General features: G+C 67.6%; 17 protein-coding genes. 6 read left to right on the top strand and 11 right to left on the bottom strand.

Going from position 1 to position 17,348, the window contains the following annotated elements:
• The first annotated feature begins 652 nt into the window (after nucleotides 1–652).
• A complete protein-coding gene (locus VFV19_16410) occupies nucleotides 653–1,648 on the top strand; it encodes a hypothetical protein (protein ID HEX4825886.1) in 996 nt (331 codons plus the stop codon).
• Here the strand turns inward: VFV19_16410 and VFV19_16405 are convergent.
• Nucleotides 1,629–2,135 carry an OsmC family protein gene (locus VFV19_16405; GenBank protein ID HEX4825885.1) on the bottom strand — a complete coding sequence of 169 codons (507 nt, stop codon included), beginning with the start codon at nucleotides 2,133–2,135 and terminating at the stop codon, nucleotides 1,629–1,631. The two genes, VFV19_16410 and VFV19_16405, sit on opposite strands and share 20 nt — an antisense overlap.
• The gene (locus VFV19_16400; GenBank protein HEX4825884.1) at nucleotides 2,132–2,977 is read right to left on the bottom strand and encodes a nickel-binding protein; all 846 of its coding nucleotides are present in this window, start codon (nucleotides 2,975–2,977) and stop codon (nucleotides 2,132–2,134) included. Before VFV19_16400 ends, VFV19_16405 begins: the two co-directional genes overlap by 4 nt.
• Nucleotides 2,978–3,079: 102 nt before the next feature.
• Here VFV19_16400 and VFV19_16395 point away from each other — a divergent pair, with 102 nt between their 5' ends.
• A complete protein-coding gene (locus VFV19_16395) occupies nucleotides 3,080–4,345 on the top strand; it encodes a fibronectin type III domain-containing protein (protein HEX4825883.1) in 1,266 nt (421 codons plus the stop codon).
• Between the two features lie 9 nt (nucleotides 4,346–4,354).
• On the top strand, nucleotides 4,355–4,819 hold the full coding sequence (locus VFV19_16390; GenBank protein ID HEX4825882.1) for an SRPBCC family protein: 465 nt from the start codon (nucleotides 4,355–4,357) through the stop codon (nucleotides 4,817–4,819).
• Nucleotides 4,820–4,826: 7 nt separating this feature from the next.
• On the opposite strand, the gene VFV19_16385 is transcribed toward VFV19_16390, so the two are convergent.
• The 3 genes from VFV19_16385 to VFV19_16375 all read right to left on the bottom strand — a co-directional run bounded on the left by VFV19_16385 (nucleotide 4,827) and on the right by VFV19_16375 (nucleotide 8,090).
• Entirely contained in the window at nucleotides 4,827–5,258 is a 432-nt protein-coding gene (locus VFV19_16385; GenBank protein ID HEX4825881.1) for a hypothetical protein, read from the bottom strand.
• A 249-nt stretch (nucleotides 5,259–5,507) separates the two neighbouring features.
• On the bottom strand, nucleotides 5,508–5,936 hold the full coding sequence (locus VFV19_16380; GenBank protein ID HEX4825880.1) for a hypothetical protein: 429 nt from the start codon (nucleotides 5,934–5,936) through the stop codon (nucleotides 5,508–5,510).
• A 363-nt stretch (nucleotides 5,937–6,299) separates the two neighbouring features.
• Nucleotides 6,300–8,090: an ABC transporter ATP-binding protein gene (locus VFV19_16375; GenBank protein HEX4825879.1), complete on the bottom strand. Its 1,791-nt coding sequence runs from the start codon at nucleotides 8,088–8,090 to the stop codon at nucleotides 6,300–6,302.
• Between the two features lie 41 nt (nucleotides 8,091–8,131).
• Here VFV19_16375 and VFV19_16370 point away from each other — a divergent pair, with 41 nt between their 5' ends.
• Complete coding sequence (locus VFV19_16370; GenBank protein ID HEX4825878.1) at nucleotides 8,132–10,672, top strand: protein kinase; 2,541 nt, start codon at nucleotides 8,132–8,134, stop codon at nucleotides 10,670–10,672.
• A 6-nt stretch (nucleotides 10,673–10,678) separates the two neighbouring features.
• Here VFV19_16370 and VFV19_16365 read toward each other — a convergent pair whose 3' ends face one another.
• Genes VFV19_16365 through VFV19_16340 form a run of 6 tightly spaced genes read right to left on the bottom strand, consistent with a single transcriptional unit; the run spans nucleotide 10,679 to nucleotide 16,242 of the window.
• Nucleotides 10,679–11,485: an AcvB/VirJ family lysyl-phosphatidylglycerol hydrolase gene (locus VFV19_16365; GenBank protein ID HEX4825877.1), complete on the bottom strand. Its 807-nt coding sequence runs from the start codon at nucleotides 11,483–11,485 to the stop codon at nucleotides 10,679–10,681.
• Nucleotides 11,485–12,153 carry a hypothetical protein gene (locus VFV19_16360; GenBank protein ID HEX4825876.1) on the bottom strand — a complete coding sequence of 223 codons (669 nt, stop codon included), beginning with the start codon at nucleotides 12,151–12,153 and terminating at the stop codon, nucleotides 11,485–11,487. Before VFV19_16360 ends, VFV19_16365 begins: the two co-directional genes overlap by 1 nt.
• 37 nt (nucleotides 12,154–12,190) lie before the next feature.
• Entirely contained in the window at nucleotides 12,191–13,669 is a 1,479-nt protein-coding gene (locus tag VFV19_16355) for an ammonia-forming cytochrome c nitrite reductase subunit c552 (protein HEX4825875.1), read from the bottom strand.
• A gap of 10 nt (nucleotides 13,670–13,679) precedes the next feature.
• Complete coding sequence (gene nrfH / locus VFV19_16350; GenBank protein HEX4825874.1) at nucleotides 13,680–14,159, bottom strand: cytochrome c nitrite reductase small subunit; 480 nt, start codon at nucleotides 14,157–14,159, stop codon at nucleotides 13,680–13,682.
• Between the two features lie 26 nt (nucleotides 14,160–14,185).
• The gene (locus VFV19_16345; protein HEX4825873.1) at nucleotides 14,186–15,193 is read right to left on the bottom strand and encodes an ornithine cyclodeaminase family protein; all 1,008 of its coding nucleotides are present in this window, start codon (nucleotides 15,191–15,193) and stop codon (nucleotides 14,186–14,188) included.
• On the bottom strand, nucleotides 15,190–16,242 hold the full coding sequence (locus VFV19_16340; protein ID HEX4825872.1) for a methylated-DNA--[protein]-cysteine S-methyltransferase: 1,053 nt from the start codon (nucleotides 16,240–16,242) through the stop codon (nucleotides 15,190–15,192). Before VFV19_16340 ends, VFV19_16345 begins: the two co-directional genes overlap by 4 nt.
• 181 nt (nucleotides 16,243–16,423) lie before the next feature.
• Between VFV19_16340 and VFV19_16335 the strand changes: the two genes are divergently transcribed.
• Nucleotides 16,424–16,939 carry a hypothetical protein gene (locus VFV19_16335; GenBank protein ID HEX4825871.1) on the top strand — a complete coding sequence of 172 codons (516 nt, stop codon included), beginning with the start codon at nucleotides 16,424–16,426 and terminating at the stop codon, nucleotides 16,937–16,939.
• Nucleotides 16,940–16,953: 14 nt separating this feature from the next.
• The gene (locus VFV19_16330) at nucleotides 16,954–17,325 is read left to right on the top strand and encodes a YciI family protein (protein HEX4825870.1); all 372 of its coding nucleotides are present in this window, start codon (nucleotides 16,954–16,956) and stop codon (nucleotides 17,323–17,325) included.
• The last annotated feature ends 23 nt before the right edge of the window (nucleotides 17,326–17,348 follow it).

The following is a 17,348-nucleotide window of genomic DNA, read 5'->3' as shown; positions in this document are numbered from 1 at the left end:
GACGTCGCGCCACACGTCGTTCGGGCAGGTGGCCGAGGCGGTGATGGAAGGGAGCACCATCCCCACGGGGACGGGTCCCGCCGACGGGCCGCCGGACGCTTTGCCGTCCAGGATCCGCTCGGTCAGCTCGGGACGGACGAGTGTTTCCGCAATCACGAACGGGTCGTTTCCGAGCGCCTCGAACAGCTCTCGAAGGATGTCGGGGGCGTGCGACGACGCGGCGATCCGGTTCATCTCGCTCTGGAGACGGGCGCCGTCGATCACGGCCCCCTTGGCCGCAGCGGCGTCGAATGCGGTGAGCTGGGCAGCGACCTTGGCCCGGACCGCCTGCTCGCTCAGGACCGCCGCGAGGGGCGGCTTCGGCCCCGGATTGTCGGCCGGCCAGATCCGGTGGCTCCAGTAGACCTGCTCGATCGCCCGCTGGGCGGTGACCCGCTCGTCGAAGGTCAGCTCACGAGCGGCCGCGGCGCTGACGGCGGTCGCGGCGAGGGCGAAGACGAAGATCGAACGCATGGGGCCACCTCCCGATGGTCCCGGGTTCTGCAACGGGTGTGCCTCGCGTTTCCGAAGGTATTTCGGGACTATCGGGCGCTCGGACTGTCGGACCGTGGAGCGCTCTCTCCGGCGCGAGAGTGTGTGATGATGCCGCCCGATGCCGAGATGGAAGCTCGCCGTCCTGGGCGTTGCCATCGCCCTTCATGCGTTCGCCGTCATGGCGGTCGCCGTCGAGGCGTCCCACCTCAACTACAACACCGCCGCCGACCTCCCGTCGATGCTCGACGGGACGGCCTACAGCCCGTTCGCCCATCGCGTGCTGATGCCCTGGACGATCCGGGCGATCCGCGCGGTGACGCCGCAAAGCCTGCAGAGCGGCATCGAGCGGTGGTGCGTGGGGAACGAGGGGGCGCGCTACGTGCTCATGCACATCGACGCGCCGCCCGAGCTGGCCTACGAGGGTCTCCTCGAGCTGGGGCTCATGTACCTCTGCCTTCTCGGCTTCGCGGTCTTCGTCTTCCGCGCCGCACGGATCCTTTTTCCGGACAGCGACGCGCCGGCGCTCATGGCGCCCTTTCTCGGCTTGGCTTCGGTGTCCTCGCTCTGGCCCCAGCTCTACATGTACGACGAGGCGACCCTCCTCGTGTGGGCCGCGTGTCTCTACGAGACGGTGCGCGGCCGATGGGACCGCTTCTTCGTCTGGTTCGTTCTCGGGATGCTCAACCGCGAGACGACGCTCTACCTCGTCCTGCCGTTCGTCGCGTACGGCTGGCGCACGCTCCCGCGCGCGAAGGTCTTGCGCTACGGCGCCGCGCTCGTGGCGACCGGCGTCGCGATCAAGCTCTGCCTGATCTTCCGCTACAGCGACAATCCGGGCGCCAACGTGTTCTGGGACGTGTCAGGGCAGTTCCAGTACGTCTTCACCAAGCCCTACGACCTGATCGACTGGATCGGCGCGCTCACCGTCCTTCTCCTCCTGACCTACCGCTGGAAGGAGAAGCCGCTCGTCCTCCGGTGGCAGCTCATCGCGCTCGTGCCGCTCGTCCTCGTCTACATCACGGCCGGGAGCCCGCGCGAGTATCGCGTCTTCTTCGAGATCATCCCGGCGGCGAGCCTTCTCGCCGCGCACACGCTCAGCGCGTGGTGGCGCTGACGCGCAGCTCGGGACTCCGCGAGAGAGTCTGGAACACGACGCAGTAACGCTCGGTCAGCTCGAGGAGCTTCCGGCGCTGCTCGTCCGGCGCGTCGGTGTCGAGGTCGATTAAGAGCCGGATCCGCTCGAACCCGACCCGCGCCGTCTTGTCGACGCCGAGGGTGCCGCGGAAATCGAGGTCGCCCTCGGCGCGGAGATGTGCCCCGCGCAGCTCGATCCCGAGCGAGGTCGCGACCGCCGAGAGCGTGACGCCGGCGCAGGCGACGAGCGCCTGAAGCAACATGTCGCCGGAGCAGGCGAGCGCTCCGGTTCCGCCGGTGGCGGGGTGCAGGCCCGCCTCGACGAGCGCGCGGCCGGTCGCCACGTTGCACGCGATGCCGTCGCCGAGATCGCCCTCCGCAGAGAGCGTGACCACCGCCGCCTTCGGCTCCTCGCGGTAGCGCTGCTTGAGAGGCGCCTGGATCGCGCGCAGGTCGTCGACGTTCATGCGACGGTCGTGTCGGCCCACGAAACGGTGTGAACGCGGATCGGCTGCTCGAAGCCTCGGAGCGACACCTCGCCGAGATCCTGGAACGGAACGCCCTTACCCAGACACAGCTCCACGACGGCGTGCGAGACGAGGATGTGATCGGGATCGGCGTGCGCGCAGAGCCGGGCCGCGAGCTGGACGGTCGAGCCGAAGAGATCCTTGTTCTCTTCCACCGGCTCGCCGGCCGCGGCACCGATGCGCACTTGCAGCGGGAAGCCGTCGTGCTCGGCACGATGGCGGTCGAGCTCCGACTGGATCTTCGCGGCGCAACGCACGGTCGCGGCGGCAGAGATGAACGACGCCATGATCCCGTCGCCGGTGTGCTTCACCTCGCGCCCCGCCGACTGCGCGAGCGCCTCGCGCACGATCCGGTCGTGGACGCGCAGCAGCTCCATCGCCTTGCGGTCGCCGAGCTTCTGCGTCAGCGAGGTCGAGTTCACGATGTCGGTGAAGAGGATCGTCCGCATCCCGGAATCGCGGTCGTTCTGACCGCCGCCCGGCACGATCGCCGCGCCCACGAGGTTGGCTTCCACCCCGCCCATGAACCCTTCGGCGATCTCCGGCTGAACCTCGATGATCCTCTCCGCGACCAGTCCATGAGCCTTCTTGTGCACCTCGGCGGCCGCCTCGGCGCTGGGCGCCTCGCAGAGGCAGAAGATTTTTCCGCACGACTCGTTGAACCAGTACTTGACGTACTCGACGCCGTGCTCCTTCTGCGCGTCCATATCGGCCATGTGGGCCTTCGCGACGTCTTCCGGCTTGGCGCCCGGTATCACGTGGATATCCATGTACAGCGGCATGAGAACCTCGTCGAAGGAGCACCCGGAGTCCAAGCGTAGTTCCGATCACCGGACTCGACAAGGGCGGGTTGCCCACTCCGCGGTGGAACCCATATTCCTTGGGTGAGACGGTACGTCTTCTTCTTGATGCTGGGGACCTCGATCGCCGTTGCCGACGACGGCCGCGGGATCGACGTCGCGTTCGACGCGACGAAGACCTTGGTCTGGACCGACGGCGCCACGCACTCCTCGTGGGATGTCTACGCCGGAGACATGAAAGAGCTGCGCGCGACGGGCGTCTACACGCAGCAGCCCGGGAGCTGTGACATCGGCGAGCGGCGTTTCGGCTCCGGCGACATCCCCGCGCCCGGACGCTGCGCCTTCTTCCTCGTCTCCGGCAACTCCCTCGTAGAGAGCGGTCTCGGCACCGACAGCAGCGGCGGCATTCGCCCCAATTCGGAGAGCTGCCATCGAGACTTCACGTTGCCCGAGCCCGCCGGTACGCCCGTCGCGGTTTCCGGCCACTGTCGCGGTCTCGTCGTCTCGTGGCCTGCGAGCCCGAGCCCGGACGTCACGATCTACCGCCTGCGCGCGGGCACGTCCCCGGCGGCGCCGGTCTACGTCTGGCCGGTCGGCGGCACGGCGACCTACATCGACGGCCTCGCCGACGCGGCGACGTACTACCTCTCCGTCGTCGCGGTCGACGCCGAAGGGAATGAGAGCGCGCCGACCGAGGAGATCGCGGTGACGACCGCGAACAGGACAACCCCTCAGGCCCCCATGGAGCTGAACGTCAGCGAGGGCAGCCCCGGCGTCGTCAATGCGCTCGCGTGGCCGGCGGTCGCGATCAATGACGCGCCGCTTCCCGGCGATCCAGCGTCACCCGCGATCCGCGATCTCGCCGGCTACCGGGTCTACCGCTCCACCGGCTTCAACGTTCCGATCGACGACGCCCACCGCATCGCGGACCTGGACGCGTCCCACGTCGCCACGATCGATCCGGTCCGCGCGTGTAGCCGTTTTTCTTACGTGGTCACCGCCATGAACACGTGCGGCGTCGAGAGCGCTCCTTCGGAGAAGGTCGAGGTCGTCGCCGCGGCCGGACCCAAGCCGAAGGCGCCCGCGCAGGTCCACGTCACCGCGATCGGCGCGGCCAACCTCGTGTCGTGGTCGCCTTCGACGACCGACGTCGAGGGGCATCCGATCGCCGCGCCGAGCTACGTCGTCGAGCGCGCCGGGCCGCTCGACGTAGCGCCCGCCGACGCCGACTTCCGGAAGATCGCCGTCGTGGACGGAACCCTCCACGCGATCGACAGGGCGGTCCCACCGTCGGCGCCCGGAGAGAGGCTCTACTACCGCGTCAAGGCGATCGACGACTGTCCCGAGTAACCTGTTCCCATGATCACGTGGGGCCGGGCCGACGGCTTGACGACCCTTCGCTCGGAGATCTGGCTGGGCCAACCGATCGAGCGCGTGTTCGCGTTCTTCGCGGACGCCGGCAACCTCGAGGAGCTGACGCCCCCGTGGCTCCGGTTTCGCATCGTCACGCCGCGGCCGATCGTGATGCGGCAGGGCGCGCGGCTCGAGTACGCGCTCAGGCTCCGCGGCGTCCCCGTGCACTGGGAATCGGAGATCACGGTGTGGGATCCGCCCCGGCGGTTCGCGGATGAGCAGCGGCGCGGTCCCTACCGGGCGTGGATCCACGAGCACTCGTTCGCGCCGCGGGACGGCGGCACCGACGTCGGCGACTTCGTGCGCTACGCCGTTCCGGGCGGCTGGCTGATCGATCGGCTCGTCGTCCGGCGCGACGTCCGGGCGATCTTCGACCATCGAACGGCGCAGCTGCGGCAGTTGTTCGGCTGAGGGATCGTTACTGGTAGTGGCCGCCGGCCCAGATCTGCGGCATGCAGAGCCGCAGGATCGTCGACGGTGTCCCGAGCACCTTCGACGTGTTGTAGGCGGCGACCTGGATGTCGACGAGCAGGCCTTGCTCCGTGTCCGGAACCAAACGTTGGAGAGGCCACGGCTCGGTCATCCCGGGCCATACCGCGCCGGACATGGAATCGCCCTGCCACGCCGGGATGTCGATCGACCCGCGCCAGAGCGTGTCCTCGGCGCGCTTCCAGTAGACGCGGAATCCGGCGGTGTCGGCCAGGTCGCTCTCCGACCATGTCAGGGTCGGAGTCGGCGTGTAATGAGTCAGGTCCGGAGTGCAAGCTCCCGCTCTTGCGAGGGAGATGCTCGCCAGCGCGACGACAAGCGCCAGCGAGCATCGACGGACGCCGCGATTCTTCTGCCTCATGGTTTTCCCCCGGTTCCTTGAAAGAGTCGTTAACGAAGGACGGGGGTTCGCCTTAGCTGTTGAGGTGCCAGAGGCGCGTCGCGCTGCGGTGAATGTGCAATCGCGTGGCGCCGCGCTAATCCTCGGGACGCGTGCGTCGAACGTTCACGATCGACGCGCGCGCACACGGTCGAATCGCGATGGATGAATCGATGCGCCGTGAACAACGGATACGCGGGGCAGGAATGACGTGAAACCGTTTACGAGCTCTTAACGGTACGGCCCGCTCCTCCAGACCTGCGGCATGCAGAGACGGAGAATCGTCGACGGCTTGCCCTCGACACGGGCAGCGTTGTACGCCGTCACCTGAACGTCGACGAGGAGTCCCTGGTCGACGTCGGGAATCAGCCGTTGGAGCGGGAAAGACTCGGTGATGCCCGGATGGACCGGACTCGAGACATCATCGCCGGGCCACACGGGAAGGTCGATCACGCCGCGCCATGCGACATCCTCCGCGCGCTTCCAATAGACCTTGTACCCGGCCGTGCTCGCGTCCGCGCCGGCCCAGCTGATCGTCGGTGTCGCCGTGTAATGCGTCAGATCCGGGATGCACTCACCGGCCGTCGCTCCAGAAATGCCCGCCAGCGCGAAGAGTAGCGCCAGCGAGCCCCGTAGGGCCCCGCCAACATCGAGTTTCATCTGCAGTTTCCCCAATCCCGCGGTGAGAGTTCGTTAACGTGAGAAGGGGATTTCCCTAAGCCATAGAGATGCCAGAAACGCTCAAGCTTGCGGTGTACTTGCAGTCATCGAATTTGCCGCGCGATTCGAGCTTCGCTTCGTTCGCATCGCGATCGGAGTTGCTCGATCGGGCAAACGCGACATGGTTTTCCCGACATCGTTCGGCGGGATCACCTGAGAGGATTGACAGCGCAGTAGGAATGACGTGCGCGAGATCTACGCGGTTTCCCTAGCGTTCACCTAGGCAAAACGCACACGCCTCCGTGTCGGCCCTACGCAGTTTCCGAAAAGTGGCGGCGAGGCGCACCGGAGCCCGGTGAATTTCTACGCGATCGCTCCGCGGAACTGCTCTTCGTAGAGGCGCGCGTAGAGACCGCTCTTCGCGAGCAGCTCGCTGTGCGTCCCGCGCTCGACGATGCGTCCCTTCTCGAGGACGAGGATCTCGTCGGCACGGAGGATCGTGCTCAGCCGGTGCGCGATGACGAGGCTCGTGCGCCCGGCGAGGAGCGGCTCGAGCGCTTCCTGGATGAGAGCCTCGGAGCGGGAGTCGAGGGACGAGGTCGCCTCGTCGAGGATGAGGAGGCGCGGGTCACGGAGGAGGACCCGGGCGATCGCGAGGCGCTGCTTCTCGCCCCCCGACAGCTTGTACCCCCGCTCGCCGACCTTGGTCTCGTAACCTTCCGGTAACGCGGCGATCACCTCGTGGATCTGTGCGAGCCGGGACGCGCGCTCGAGATCGTCCTGCGTCGCGCCGGGACGGGCGTAGCGGAGGTTTTCGGCGATCGACGCGTTGAAGAGGGTCGTCTCCTGGGTCACTTTCGCGGTCCAGCGGGCCAGGTCGTCGAGCGACAGCTCGCGCAGGTCGATCCCGTCGAAGGTGATCCGGCCGTGCGCCGGGTCGTAAAGGCGGGTCGCGAGGTACGTGATGGAGGTCTTACCCGACCCGCTCGGCCCGACGAGCGCGACCATCTTTCCGGGTGCGGCCTCGAACGAGATGTTCTCGACGACCAGGGGCGCGCCGGGGGCATACCCCATCGAGACGTCCTCGAAGCGGAGGGCGCCGCGAGGCTCGGCGATCGCAACCGGCTGCGCCGGCTCGTCGATCTCGATCGGCAGGTCGAGGTACTCGAACACCCGCTGGAACTTCGCGACCGCCGTCATGACGTCGACGTGGACGTTGACGAGCGCAGAGACCGGCATGTAGAGACGGCCGAGATAGGCCACGAACGCGACGATCGTCCCGATCGTCAGGTCTCCCGTGATCGCCTCGTGCCCGCCGACCAAATAGATCAAGGCGGGGCCGATGCTCGCGAACATGAGGATCCACATCAGGAACCAGCGGCCGGCCATGCTCTGACGGATCTCGAGGTCGCGGACCGCCGCGGCTTTGTCGCGAAACCGCGTCCTCTCGTACTCCTTCGCGCCGAAGAGGCGCACGAGGAGATAGCCGCTCACCGAGAGCGCTTCCTGAATGTACGCGGTCATCTCGGCGAGTCTCTCGGAGGTCTCGGTCGAGAGGCGCTTCCTGATCTTACCGACCGTCCGAGTCGGGAGGATGAAGAGCGGCAGCACCGCGGTCGCGATGAGCGACAGCTTCCAGTCGATGCGGAAGATCACGACGAGGGTCGTGAGCGCCATCAGGGAGTTCGTGACGAGAGAGACGAGCGTGCCGGTGACGACCCCTTGGACTCCACCGACGTCGTTCTGGATCCGCGAGAGGATCTCGCCCGACTTCGTGTTGGTGAAAAACCGGAGCGATTGGCGGAGGAGGCGGGCGTACATCTCGTTCCGCAGATCGAACATCACCGCCTGGCCCATCTTCGTCACGAGATAGTTCTGCCCGACGCCGATGAACCCCGAAAGGAGGGGCAGCCCGATCATGAGGGCGACGAGCTGGTTCAGGAGCCGCCCGTTCTTCTCCGGGATCGCATGGTCGATGATCTCGCGGATGAGGAGGGGCGGCACGAGGCCCAGGACCGACGTCACCGCGATGCAGACCAGGATGAGGAGAGACGTCCGCCACGCCGGCAGTAGATAACGGCCGATCCGCACCATGTCCTGGCGCCGGAGCTTCACGCCTTTCGGCGCGTCGCCGTAGTTGAAGTGGAACGTCATGCCCTCGCCCGTGAAAGACGAAAAGTATACTCGCGGCCGCCATGTCGCTGAGCCCCGGCCGATCCCTCCTCCATTTCCGTCTCGAAGAGAAGATCGGCGAAGGGGGAATGGGCGAGGTCTGGCGCGCGACCGACACGACCCTCGACCGGGAGGTCGCGATCAAGGTCCTGCCGGCGGCCTTCGCGCAAGATCCGGAGCGTCTCGCGCGCTTCGAGCGCGAGGCGAAGCTCCTCGCGTCGCTCAATCACCCGAACATCGCGACCATCCATGGGTTCCATGCGGTCGACGGCCTCCGCTTCCTGGCGATGGAGCTCGTCCGCGGAGAGGACCTGCACGGCCCGCTTCCGCAGGGCGAGGCCGTGGACGCGGCGAAGCAGGTCGCGAGCGCGCTCGAGGCGGCGCACGACCACGGCGTCGTCCATCGGGATCTCAAACCCGCCAACGTGAGACGCACGCCCGAAGGACAGATCAAGGTCCTCGACTTCGGCCTCGCGAAGGCGCTCGAGACGGCGGCGCCCGCCTCCGTGCATTCCGCGACCGTGACGTCGGCGGGAACGCAGGCGGGGATCATCCTCGGCACGGCGTCGTACATGAGCCCCGAGCAGGCGCGCGGCCAGAGCGTCGACCGGCGGAGCGACCTGTGGGCGTTCGGCTGTCTTCTCTACGAGATGCTCTCGGGGACGAAGGCGTTCGACGGGCCGACGATCACCGACGTCCTCGCCGCGGTCGTGACCGGCGAGCCGGATTGGACGAAGCTTCCGGCCTCGACCCCTCAGTCGGTGAGACGCCTCCTCCGCCGCTGTCTCGAGAAGGACGTGCGCAAGCGCCTGCGCGATGCGGGGGACGCCGCGCTCCTCCTCGACGAAAAAACGGAAGAATCTCCTGCTCCGGCGCCGACGCGCAGCTACGTCTTACCGATCGCGGCGCTCGTCGTCGCGGTCGCCGGTCTCGGCGGCGGCTGGTGGATCGCGCACCGCGGCTCCGCGGTCGCCGAGAGCGCGCCGGTCAGATTCCATCGACTCACCAATTCGCGCGGCATGGTGCGCACCGGCCGCTTCACCGCCGACGGCCGCACCATCGTTTTCGGCGCGGGATGGGGCGGACCACCGGTCAAGCTCTACATGGCGCGCACCGATTCGCCGGAGACGGCGCCGATCGCGCTGCCGCCGGGGGAGCTCCTCTCGGTGTCGAAGTCCGGCGAGCTGGCGATTGCGCTCGGCCTGAACTATCGCGGTTGGATGGGAACGGGAACGCTCGCGCGGGCGTCCCTGCTCGGCGGAAGCCCGCGCGAGGTCGTCGAGAGCGTCCGCTCGGCGGACTGGTCGCCGGATGGGTCCGATCTCGCGATCGTGCACGCGGTCCCCGGCGGGACCGACCAGCTCGAGTACCCCGTCGGCAAAGTGCTCGACAAGACCAACGGCTATTTCGACTCGGTCCGCATCTCCGCGGACGGGGCCATGGTCGCCTACGTGGACCACATCAACTGGGGGGACAACCAAGGAGGTCTCGCGGTCGTCGATCGCGCGGGGAAGAAGACGTCGCTCTTGAAGGACTTCGGCGCCATTCAGGGTGTGGCGTGGGCGCCGGGCGGCCGCGAAGTCTGGTTCAGCGGCATCGATGCGGAGCTGCGGAGCGGAATCTGGGCCGTTGACCTCGGTGGCCACCGGCGCGCCGTCTACATCGCGCCGGGATTCGACGAGCTGCTCGACATCGCCGCGGACGGGCGGCTCCTCCTCGCCGTGCAACATGCCCAGCGCGAGGGGCTCGCGCTCCTGGAAGGCGACCGCGAGCCACGTCCCCTCATCGTGCCGGGTGAAACCTCGATCGTCCGGGCGATCTCCTCGGACGGCCGGACGGCTCTCGTGACCGACCAGGTCGCCAAGATCTACGTGACGTACGCCTTGCGCTCGGATCGTCCGGGCGCGTCCCGCCTTGCGATCGGCGAGGCAAACACCATCTCCCATGACGGCTCGGCGGCCCTGCTCTCGGTCGAGAACTACAAAACGCTCACGGTCGTTCCTCTCGGGATCGGCGGGCCGCGGACGATTCCCAATCCCGACGACGTGAGCTACGAATCGATCGCGACGTGGCTCCCCGACGGCAAGCATTTTGTCGTCACCGGCCGCAAGCCCGGCGAGCCGTCCCACGCATTCGTATGCGATCTCGAGAGCGGCGCGTGTCGTGCCTTCGGCGCGCCCGGAATTTCCTGGACGTTCTTCTCCGGAGCTCCAGTCTCGCCCGACGGGCGTATGGCCATCTTCCAGGCCGCCGATGGCACGCCGGTGCGCCTACCGCTGGACGGAAGCGCGGCTCTTCCGATTCCCGGGCTGCTTCCCGGCGAGTACCCGGTCGCCTGGGCGGCGGACGGCGCTTCCCTCTTCGTCTCCGGACTCGCGCTGCCGATCCAGATCGCACGGCTCGAGCTCGCGACCGGGCGGCGGACGCCGCTCATGACCCTGTCGCCGACCGATCCTGCGGGGATGCGATTCGCGACCGCGGTCGTCACGCCCGATGGGAAACACTGGGCGCTCGGCACCAACAAGTTGCTGAGCGATGTCTATGTGGTCGAGGGCTTGCGCTGAGCGAACTTACGGCTTTTTCGCAACGATCCAGTCGAGCGCCTCGTCCAGGTCCTTCAGCATCTCGTCGCGGCCGCCGCTGAACCCGTGGCTCGTCGCCTTCACCTCGTAGAGGCGGCGCGTGTCGGTGTTGGGGCCGAAGAGCTTCCGCGATTCGTCGGCCGGCACGTAGCTGTCGCCCGCCGATTGGATGACCGCGATCGGGGTGTCCCCGAGGCGGGCGAGCGCGGGATAGGTCCGCATGCGGCCCTTGTCGTCGAGCTCGATCGAGGGGGGAAGGTGCGCGCCGGCGGGCGGCTTCACGTAGTCGGTCTCGGCGGTGAGCGCGAGCGCGACGCCGCCGACGATGTGGCGCCGCAGCGAGGGCTCCCCCGCGGCGAAGACGACGACGTTCGCGCCGCGCGAGAAGCCGGCGACGATGACCGGGGCGTCCGCGGGCAGTCCCAGAGCCTTCTTCGATTCGACGAGGATGAGATCGACGTCGCTCGCGACCTGCTCGAACCCGATCAGCTCCTTCGCCTTGCGCAGATTGGAAACGACGCGCTGCGAGCTGAACGCGGCGGCGGCGTACCCGCGGTCGATGATGTGCTCGAAGATCCCCTTCGAGGCACCGAGCCAACCGGCGTCGCCGGTGGCGAAGAGGATCATGACGTTGCCCGGTGACGGGGCGACAGGCTTGACGACCGTGATCGGGAGCTCACCGTGCGGAAGCTGCATCGGGACGGTCTTCACCTCGTACACGCCCGGCTTCGGACCGATCGCGGTGCACGCGCACGTCACCGACAGCGCGACGAGAAGCGAGAGAGTGCGCATCATCAGAACGGCGGCTGGATCGCGCCCTTGCCGAAGCTGATACGCGCGTTGTCGTAGCCGATGTTCCAGGTCTGGTCGAAGTAGAAGAAGCCGGGCTCGCCGAAGGCGAAGCTCGCCTGGCTCACGTGCGTGATGACCGCGTTCCAGGCGGCGTCATCGGTGAGGCCGGGGCAGCTCACGACCTGCCAGCCCTTCGGGAGGACGTTGCTGAGCGACGGCACGTTGAAGTCGAACGATCGCCACTGACGGCTGGAGCGGGGGAGGGTCTTCGTACTGACGACGGCGATCTCGCAATCGTCGGTCGGGTCGTCGGGCGTGTTCATGTCGCTCAGCAGATGGAGCGACACCGGCCGCCCGTCGGCGGAGATGCCGACGTCGAAGATCGCGACGTCGATCCCGAGGTTGCTCACGACCTTGCCCCGGTAGTTGCCGAGAAAATGTGCGGCGTGCGCCGGGATCGTCAGGATGACCGGCTCGGCGGAGTCACGCACGGCATCAAGGTAGGCGCCTGGATTTCCGCCGGTCGCGACGATCTGGTCCTGTGGGCTCGACCGCCACGAGGCGTCGTCGACCGTCCCTTCGAAATCTTCGGTGACGGTGAACGCCGGCGCCGCGAGAACGGCACCGATCGAGAGCACGAGCGTGCCCACGGCGATCAACGATTTATGCATGGTCAATCCCTCCGCCGCATAGATCGTACGCCGCAACTCATCGACGTGCCGCCATTTGTAGCTTCGCCACCTCGGTCGTTCCCTGCCGGGCGTAGTCGATCGACTCGCCGAGAAGGCGCAGGCACTCCGCGGGCGCGTGGAACCCGAGGGAGTTCTCGGCGTTCATGAGATCGGCACGCCACTGCGCCTTCCGCTGGAGCGCTCTCGCCGCGGCGAGCTGAGCGTCGGTCGCGCCCGCCGCCTTCGCCGCCTCGATCGCGTTGATGAGATCGACGACCGCCTGCTCCGCCCGGTCGAGCATCGCCTTGTGCCGGGACTGGATCGCGTCGACCCGCGAGAGGATCTCGGTCTCGGTGTAGTTGTGGCAGGTCTGGCACGAGAGGTTGACGTGCGCGAGCGGCGACTGCACCTGATGGTCGCTGTACTTGAGCGCGCCCTCGCGCTTGTACGGCATGTGGCAATCGGCGCAGGCGACACCGCTCCGCGCGTGGATCCCCTGACTCCACGTCTCGAACTCGGGGTGCTGCGCCTTGAGCACCTGGGCGCCCGATCGCTTGTGCGTCCAGTCGGTCCACCCGGTCTCGTCGTAGTACGCCTCCATCTCCTCGGCCTTGAGACCCTTGTGCCACGGGAAGGTGAGGCGCTTCTCCGGGCCCTTGAAGTAGTACTCGACGTGGCACTGGCCGCAGGCCATCGAGCGCATTTCCTGGCGGCTCGCGAGCGTGTTCGGATCGTACGGGGTCTTCTTGTCGCCGCGGCGCCACTCCTCGATGCTCGGAAGGTGAGGCACCGGCTCGGACGACGCCGCGAGGTTCGCGATCCCCTCGAGGAAGGCGGGCCGCGTGACCCTGAGAGCCATCGTCTTCGGGTCGTGGCAGTCGAGGCAGGTCATCGGATGCTTCACGAGCGCGGTCGCATCGGCGTAGGGAAGATGGTTGACCTGCTCCCATCCCGTGAAGAGCTGCTTGCGGCCGTTCTCGGAGAAGAGCGGGTCGGCGAGCGATCCAGCCGCGCCGTTCTTCAATCCCACCTCGCGGTAGGCGACGACGTTCGACGCGTGGCAGTTCAGGCACGCGCCGGGCTGAGGCTTCTGCTTCACGCGCTCCGTGTCGCGCTGATCGAGGAGCATGTAGAAGTGGCCGCGGCGCTCGCGGTAATCGATCGCGAAGGCATAGCCGTCGAAGATCGTCGTCAAGAGAGGATCGCCGACGAGCTTGGACGGGGCCTTCCCTGCATTCGCGTCGTCCTCCGGCGGCCGGCCCTCGCTCCACTTGAACCTCGCGGGAGCGTTGTCCGCCGTGCGGATGTAGCCGTCGTACTCGCGGGGAAAGTTCTTCCCCCACTCCGCCGGGTCGATCGTCGTCTCCGTGATGTCGGCGATCTTGAGGACGGTGCTCTCCGCCTCCATCTTGCGCTTCGCGATGTTGGCGTAAAGCGCCATCGCGGCGACCGTCCCGATGCCGAACGCGACGGCGGCGACGAGGAAGATGAGCGAGCGGGAGGGGAGCTTCGTCATGGCGAGCCTCTCATCGAGTGGGGCCGTGGGCGACGGCGGCATGGCAGCGGATGCAGTCGATGCCGCCCGAGACGGTGTGCGCCGAGCTGCCCGGGGCGGCGAGCCGGATCTCGCGCGTCATCGCCTCGTGGCAACGGATGCAGTTCGCGATCACGACCGCATGGCTCGCGGCGTTCGCGCGGATCGGCTCGTGGAACGAGTTCAACGTGAAGAGCTTCGAGTGGCGGTAGCCGTGCTCGGCCTTCACGTAGTACTTGGCGAAGATCGAGCTGTGCGGGACGTGACAATCGTTGCACGTGGCGCGCGCATGGTGCGGCGAGCGCGACCAGCCGTCGTACTGCTCGTTCATGACGTGGCAGTTGATGCAGGCCTTCGGATCTTCCGAGAGATAAGACGTCGCCCGAGCGTAATGGGCGGTGTAGCCCACCGCGGCGGCGAACGATCCGACGAGCGCGCCGAAGACGGCAGCCCACAGAGCGGAGCGGGTCATGGGGGCCCGATCCTACCCCGTTCGCCTCATTCGTAGGCCACGCGCCGGCCGCCGAACTCGACCTCGAGGCCCTTTCCCAGCTTTCTCGCGCGGTCGTGAATCCGGTGAGCGGCGGCGAGGTCCTCGACGGCGATCCCCAGCGACTTGAAGAGGGTGATCTCCCGGGGCGACCGGCGGCCGGGGAGGCGCCCGATCGCGATCTCTCCGATCTCGCCCAGGATGTGGTCGTCGCCGATCGCGCCCTCGGCCTTCGGGATCAGAAAGTCGCCGGCCTCGGCCAGCGCCGATTCGCGGCGGTCGACGAACAGGCGCGCCTTCACGACCGCTCGCGTGTCGAGCTCGCGCGCCTTCGGAAAGCACGCGCCGACCGCGTTGATGTGGGCGCCTTCGGCGATCCAGTCGCCGAGGAGGACGGGCTCGGGCGACGCGGTTGCGGTGCAGATGAGGTCCGCGCCGCGCGCCGCCTCCTCGGCCGACCCGGCGGCCTCGATGGCGAGTCCCAGCTCCTTCTCGTGATGGCGGGCGAAGTTCCGCGCCTGCTCGATCGATCGGCTGAAGACCCGCACGCGGCGGAGCTTGCGGACGGTCTTCATCGCGTCCAAGTGGGCGCTCGCCTGGACACCCGAGCCCAGGATCGCGAGGTCACCGGCGTCTTCCCGCGCCAGGAGGCGCGTCGCCAACCCCGACGCCGCGGCGGTCCGGATCGCGGTGATCGAGCTGGCGTCGATGACGGCGAGGAGGTCGCCGTTCTCGGTGTCGAACAGGAGCACCGCACCCTGGTGCGAGTCGCGGTCGGTTCCGTGGTTGCCGGGAAGGTACGCGATGACCTTGATGCCGAGCGACTTCGGTGCGCCCAGGTATCCGGGCATCGTGCCGAGCAGGCCGCTCTTGTCCGGCATCCAGACCATGGTGCGCAACGGCAAGACCGCGTCGCCGCGCGCGAGGGCGCCGAGCGCCTCGGCCATCGCGTCGACGCAGTCGCCCATCGGCAGCAGCTCGGGGACGAGGTCCTGCGGGATGATCAGCGTGCTCACGCGTTCCGGCGCTCCATCTCGAGGAGCCACTGCTTCCGCCACAGCCCGCCGCCGTAGCCGGTCAGCTTCCCGTCGGCTCCGATGACCCGATGGCACGGGATGATAATCGAGATCCGGTTGTCGCCGTTCGCGCGCGCGACCGCCCGGACCGCCTCGGGCATCTTGATCTGCCGCGCCTGCTCGCCGTACGAGCGCGTCGCGCCGTAGGGGATCGTGCGCAGCGCCGACCAGACCTTCTCCTGAAACGGCGTGCCCGCGAAATCGAGCGGGACGGTGAACTCCTTCAGCCTCCCGGCGAAGTACGCGTCCAGCTCCTTCTGGAGCGGACCGAAGTGCGGGCTCGATCCGGGGATCGGCGCCATACCGTAGCGACGCTGAATCCGGGTGAGCTGTGTTGGCAGCATGCGCCGGTCGACGAACTCGAGGAGGCAGACGCCCTGGTCGGTCGCGCCGGCGAGGAACGGCCCGAGCGGCGATGCGAGACGTGTCACCTTCACCAAGGTCTTTCCACGCGCCTCGGCGGGCGAGCTCCCGGTGAGCTTCTTGAACGCGTCGGCGAAGGCGCTGGCCGAATCCCAACCCGTGGCGAACCCCGCATCCAGCGGCCGCTCGCCTTCCGCGATCTGCCCGAACGCCGCGCCGATGCGGAGCGCGCGCAGGTAACCCTGGAACGTGAGGCCGTGGTTCCGCTTGAACCAGCGCCGGAGCGCGACCGGATCGACGCCGCGCGCCTTCAGGTCCGCATCGGTCAGGCGCATCGCGGGGTTCCGCTCGAGCTCGGCGAGGAACGCTTTCATCTCCCCCGGGAACAGCTCGCGCGTCGTCATCGGGTGGCAGACGCGGCACGGGCGGAAGCCGGCGAGGAGCGCCTCGCGCGCCGTCGGGAAGAAGACGACGTTCTCGCGGCGCGGCTTCTTCGCCGTGCAGATCGATCGGCAGAAGATCCCGGTCGTGCGGACGCCAGTGAAGAAGACCCCGTCGAACTCGGGGTCCTTCGAGGTCAGGGCCCGGTACAGGGTGTCGTCGTCGGGGAGCGTGTGCGTGTTCATGACTGGAGAGGATACCGGCCCGGGAACGGGTCGCAACCGGCCAATGGACGACCAATTCCGGCCGGATCGGGCCGGGAAAAAACTTTCGGTCCCGGGCCGCCGTACTGTCGATTTTCGGCCGGGCCGTTCGACTACCCGGTGAAGAGGCCGAGGGGCCTCGCACTCACGATGGAGGACAACGATGAGCAAGACCGGATGGCGGATCGGTGCCGTGGCGCTGGCCGCGGGGATCGTCGTGGCGGCGCCCGGAGGACCGTCCCTGGATCGATTCAAGGGGCTCGTGGGCGACTGGGTCGCGGCCGAGGACGGCGAGATGGCGAAGAAGGGCGACCTCGTGGCGAGCTATCACCTCACCGCCGGCGGGAGCGCGGTCGTCGAAGAGCTGATGCCGGGGACCGAGCATCAGATGACGACCGTCTACTACCTCGACGGGAAGGACCTCGTGCTCACGCACTACTGCATGAACGGCAACCAGCCGCACATGCGCGCGCAGGCGCCGAACGGCTCGAAGATCGAGTTCGCCTTCGCCGGAGGATCGAACATCGATCCGAAGACGACCGAGCACATGCATCAGGCCGCGTTCGACTTCGTCGGTCCGAACGAGCTGAAGTCGACGTGGACGGAGTGGAATCAGGGAAAGGTCTCGATGGTCGTGAACATGCACGTCGTGCGCAAGAGCGACGTCGCGGCGAAGTGAAAGGGGAGACGGCGATGAAATACCTGTTGTTGATCTACGGGAACGAAGGCGACTGGGCGACGATGTCCGAGGAAGAGCAGGGGAAGAGCTACCAGGAGTACATGGAGTACACCCAGGACATCTACAAGAAGGGCCAGTACATCGCCGGCGAGGCGCTCCAACCCATCGCCACGGCGACGACGGTGCGCGTCAAGAACGGCAAGACGCTCACGACCGACGGCCCGTTCGCCGAAACGCGCGAGCAGCTCGGCGGGTTCTATATGGTTGAGGCCAAGGACCTGGACGAAGCGATCAGCCTCGCCGCACGGATTCCCAGCGCGCGCCACGGCTCGATCGAAGTCCGCCCGATCATGCCCACCCCCGCGCCCGCGACGATCGGAGCCTAGTAACGGAAATGGGGACATTCTGC

This window comes from Candidatus Polarisedimenticolaceae bacterium (assembly GCA_036275915.1).
Lineage (GTDB): Bacteria > Acidobacteriota > Polarisedimenticolia > Polarisedimenticolales > DASRJG01 > DASRJG01.
Note: the sequence above shows the minus strand (reverse complement) of the source record. Positions and strands in the feature narration are given on the sequence as shown.

Excerpts from the sequence above, each read along its gene's own strand:
- VFV19_16360 (HEX4825876.1), bottom strand. The coding sequence starts at position 12,153 with ATGCATAAATCGTTGATCGCCGTGGGCACGCTCGTGCTCTCGATCGGT.
- VFV19_16400 (HEX4825884.1), bottom strand. The coding sequence starts at position 2,977 with ATGCCGCTGTACATGGATATCCACGTGATACCGGGCGCCAAGCCGGAA.
- VFV19_16370 (HEX4825878.1), top strand. The coding sequence starts at position 8,132 with ATGTCGCTGAGCCCCGGCCGATCCCTCCTCCATTTCCGTCTCGAAGAG.
- VFV19_16375 (HEX4825879.1), bottom strand. The coding sequence starts at position 8,090 with ATGACGTTCCACTTCAACTACGGCGACGCGCCGAAAGGCGTGAAGCTC.
- VFV19_16330 (HEX4825870.1), top strand. The coding sequence starts at position 16,954 with ATGAAATACCTGTTGTTGATCTACGGGAACGAAGGCGACTGGGCGACG.
- VFV19_16385 (HEX4825881.1), bottom strand. The coding sequence starts at position 5,258 with ATGAGGCAGAAGAATCGCGGCGTCCGTCGATGCTCGCTGGCGCTTGTC.
- VFV19_16340 (HEX4825872.1), bottom strand. The coding sequence starts at position 16,242 with ATGAACACGCACACGCTCCCCGACGACGACACCCTGTACCGGGCCCTG.
- nrfH (HEX4825874.1), bottom strand. The coding sequence starts at position 14,159 with ATGACCCGCTCCGCTCTGTGGGCTGCCGTCTTCGGCGCGCTCGTCGGA.
- VFV19_16390 (HEX4825882.1), top strand. The coding sequence starts at position 4,355 with ATGATCACGTGGGGCCGGGCCGACGGCTTGACGACCCTTCGCTCGGAG.
- VFV19_16410 (HEX4825886.1), top strand. The coding sequence starts at position 653 with ATGCCGAGATGGAAGCTCGCCGTCCTGGGCGTTGCCATCGCCCTTCAT.
- VFV19_16365 (HEX4825877.1), bottom strand. The coding sequence starts at position 11,485 with ATGATGCGCACTCTCTCGCTTCTCGTCGCGCTGTCGGTGACGTGCGCG.
- VFV19_16355 (HEX4825875.1), bottom strand. The coding sequence starts at position 13,669 with ATGACGAAGCTCCCCTCCCGCTCGCTCATCTTCCTCGTCGCCGCCGTC.
- VFV19_16405 (HEX4825885.1), bottom strand. The coding sequence starts at position 2,135 with ATGAACGTCGACGACCTGCGCGCGATCCAGGCGCCTCTCAAGCAGCGC.
- VFV19_16380 (HEX4825880.1), bottom strand. The coding sequence starts at position 5,936 with ATGAAACTCGATGTTGGCGGGGCCCTACGGGGCTCGCTGGCGCTACTC.
- VFV19_16335 (HEX4825871.1), top strand. The coding sequence starts at position 16,424 with ATGAGCAAGACCGGATGGCGGATCGGTGCCGTGGCGCTGGCCGCGGGG.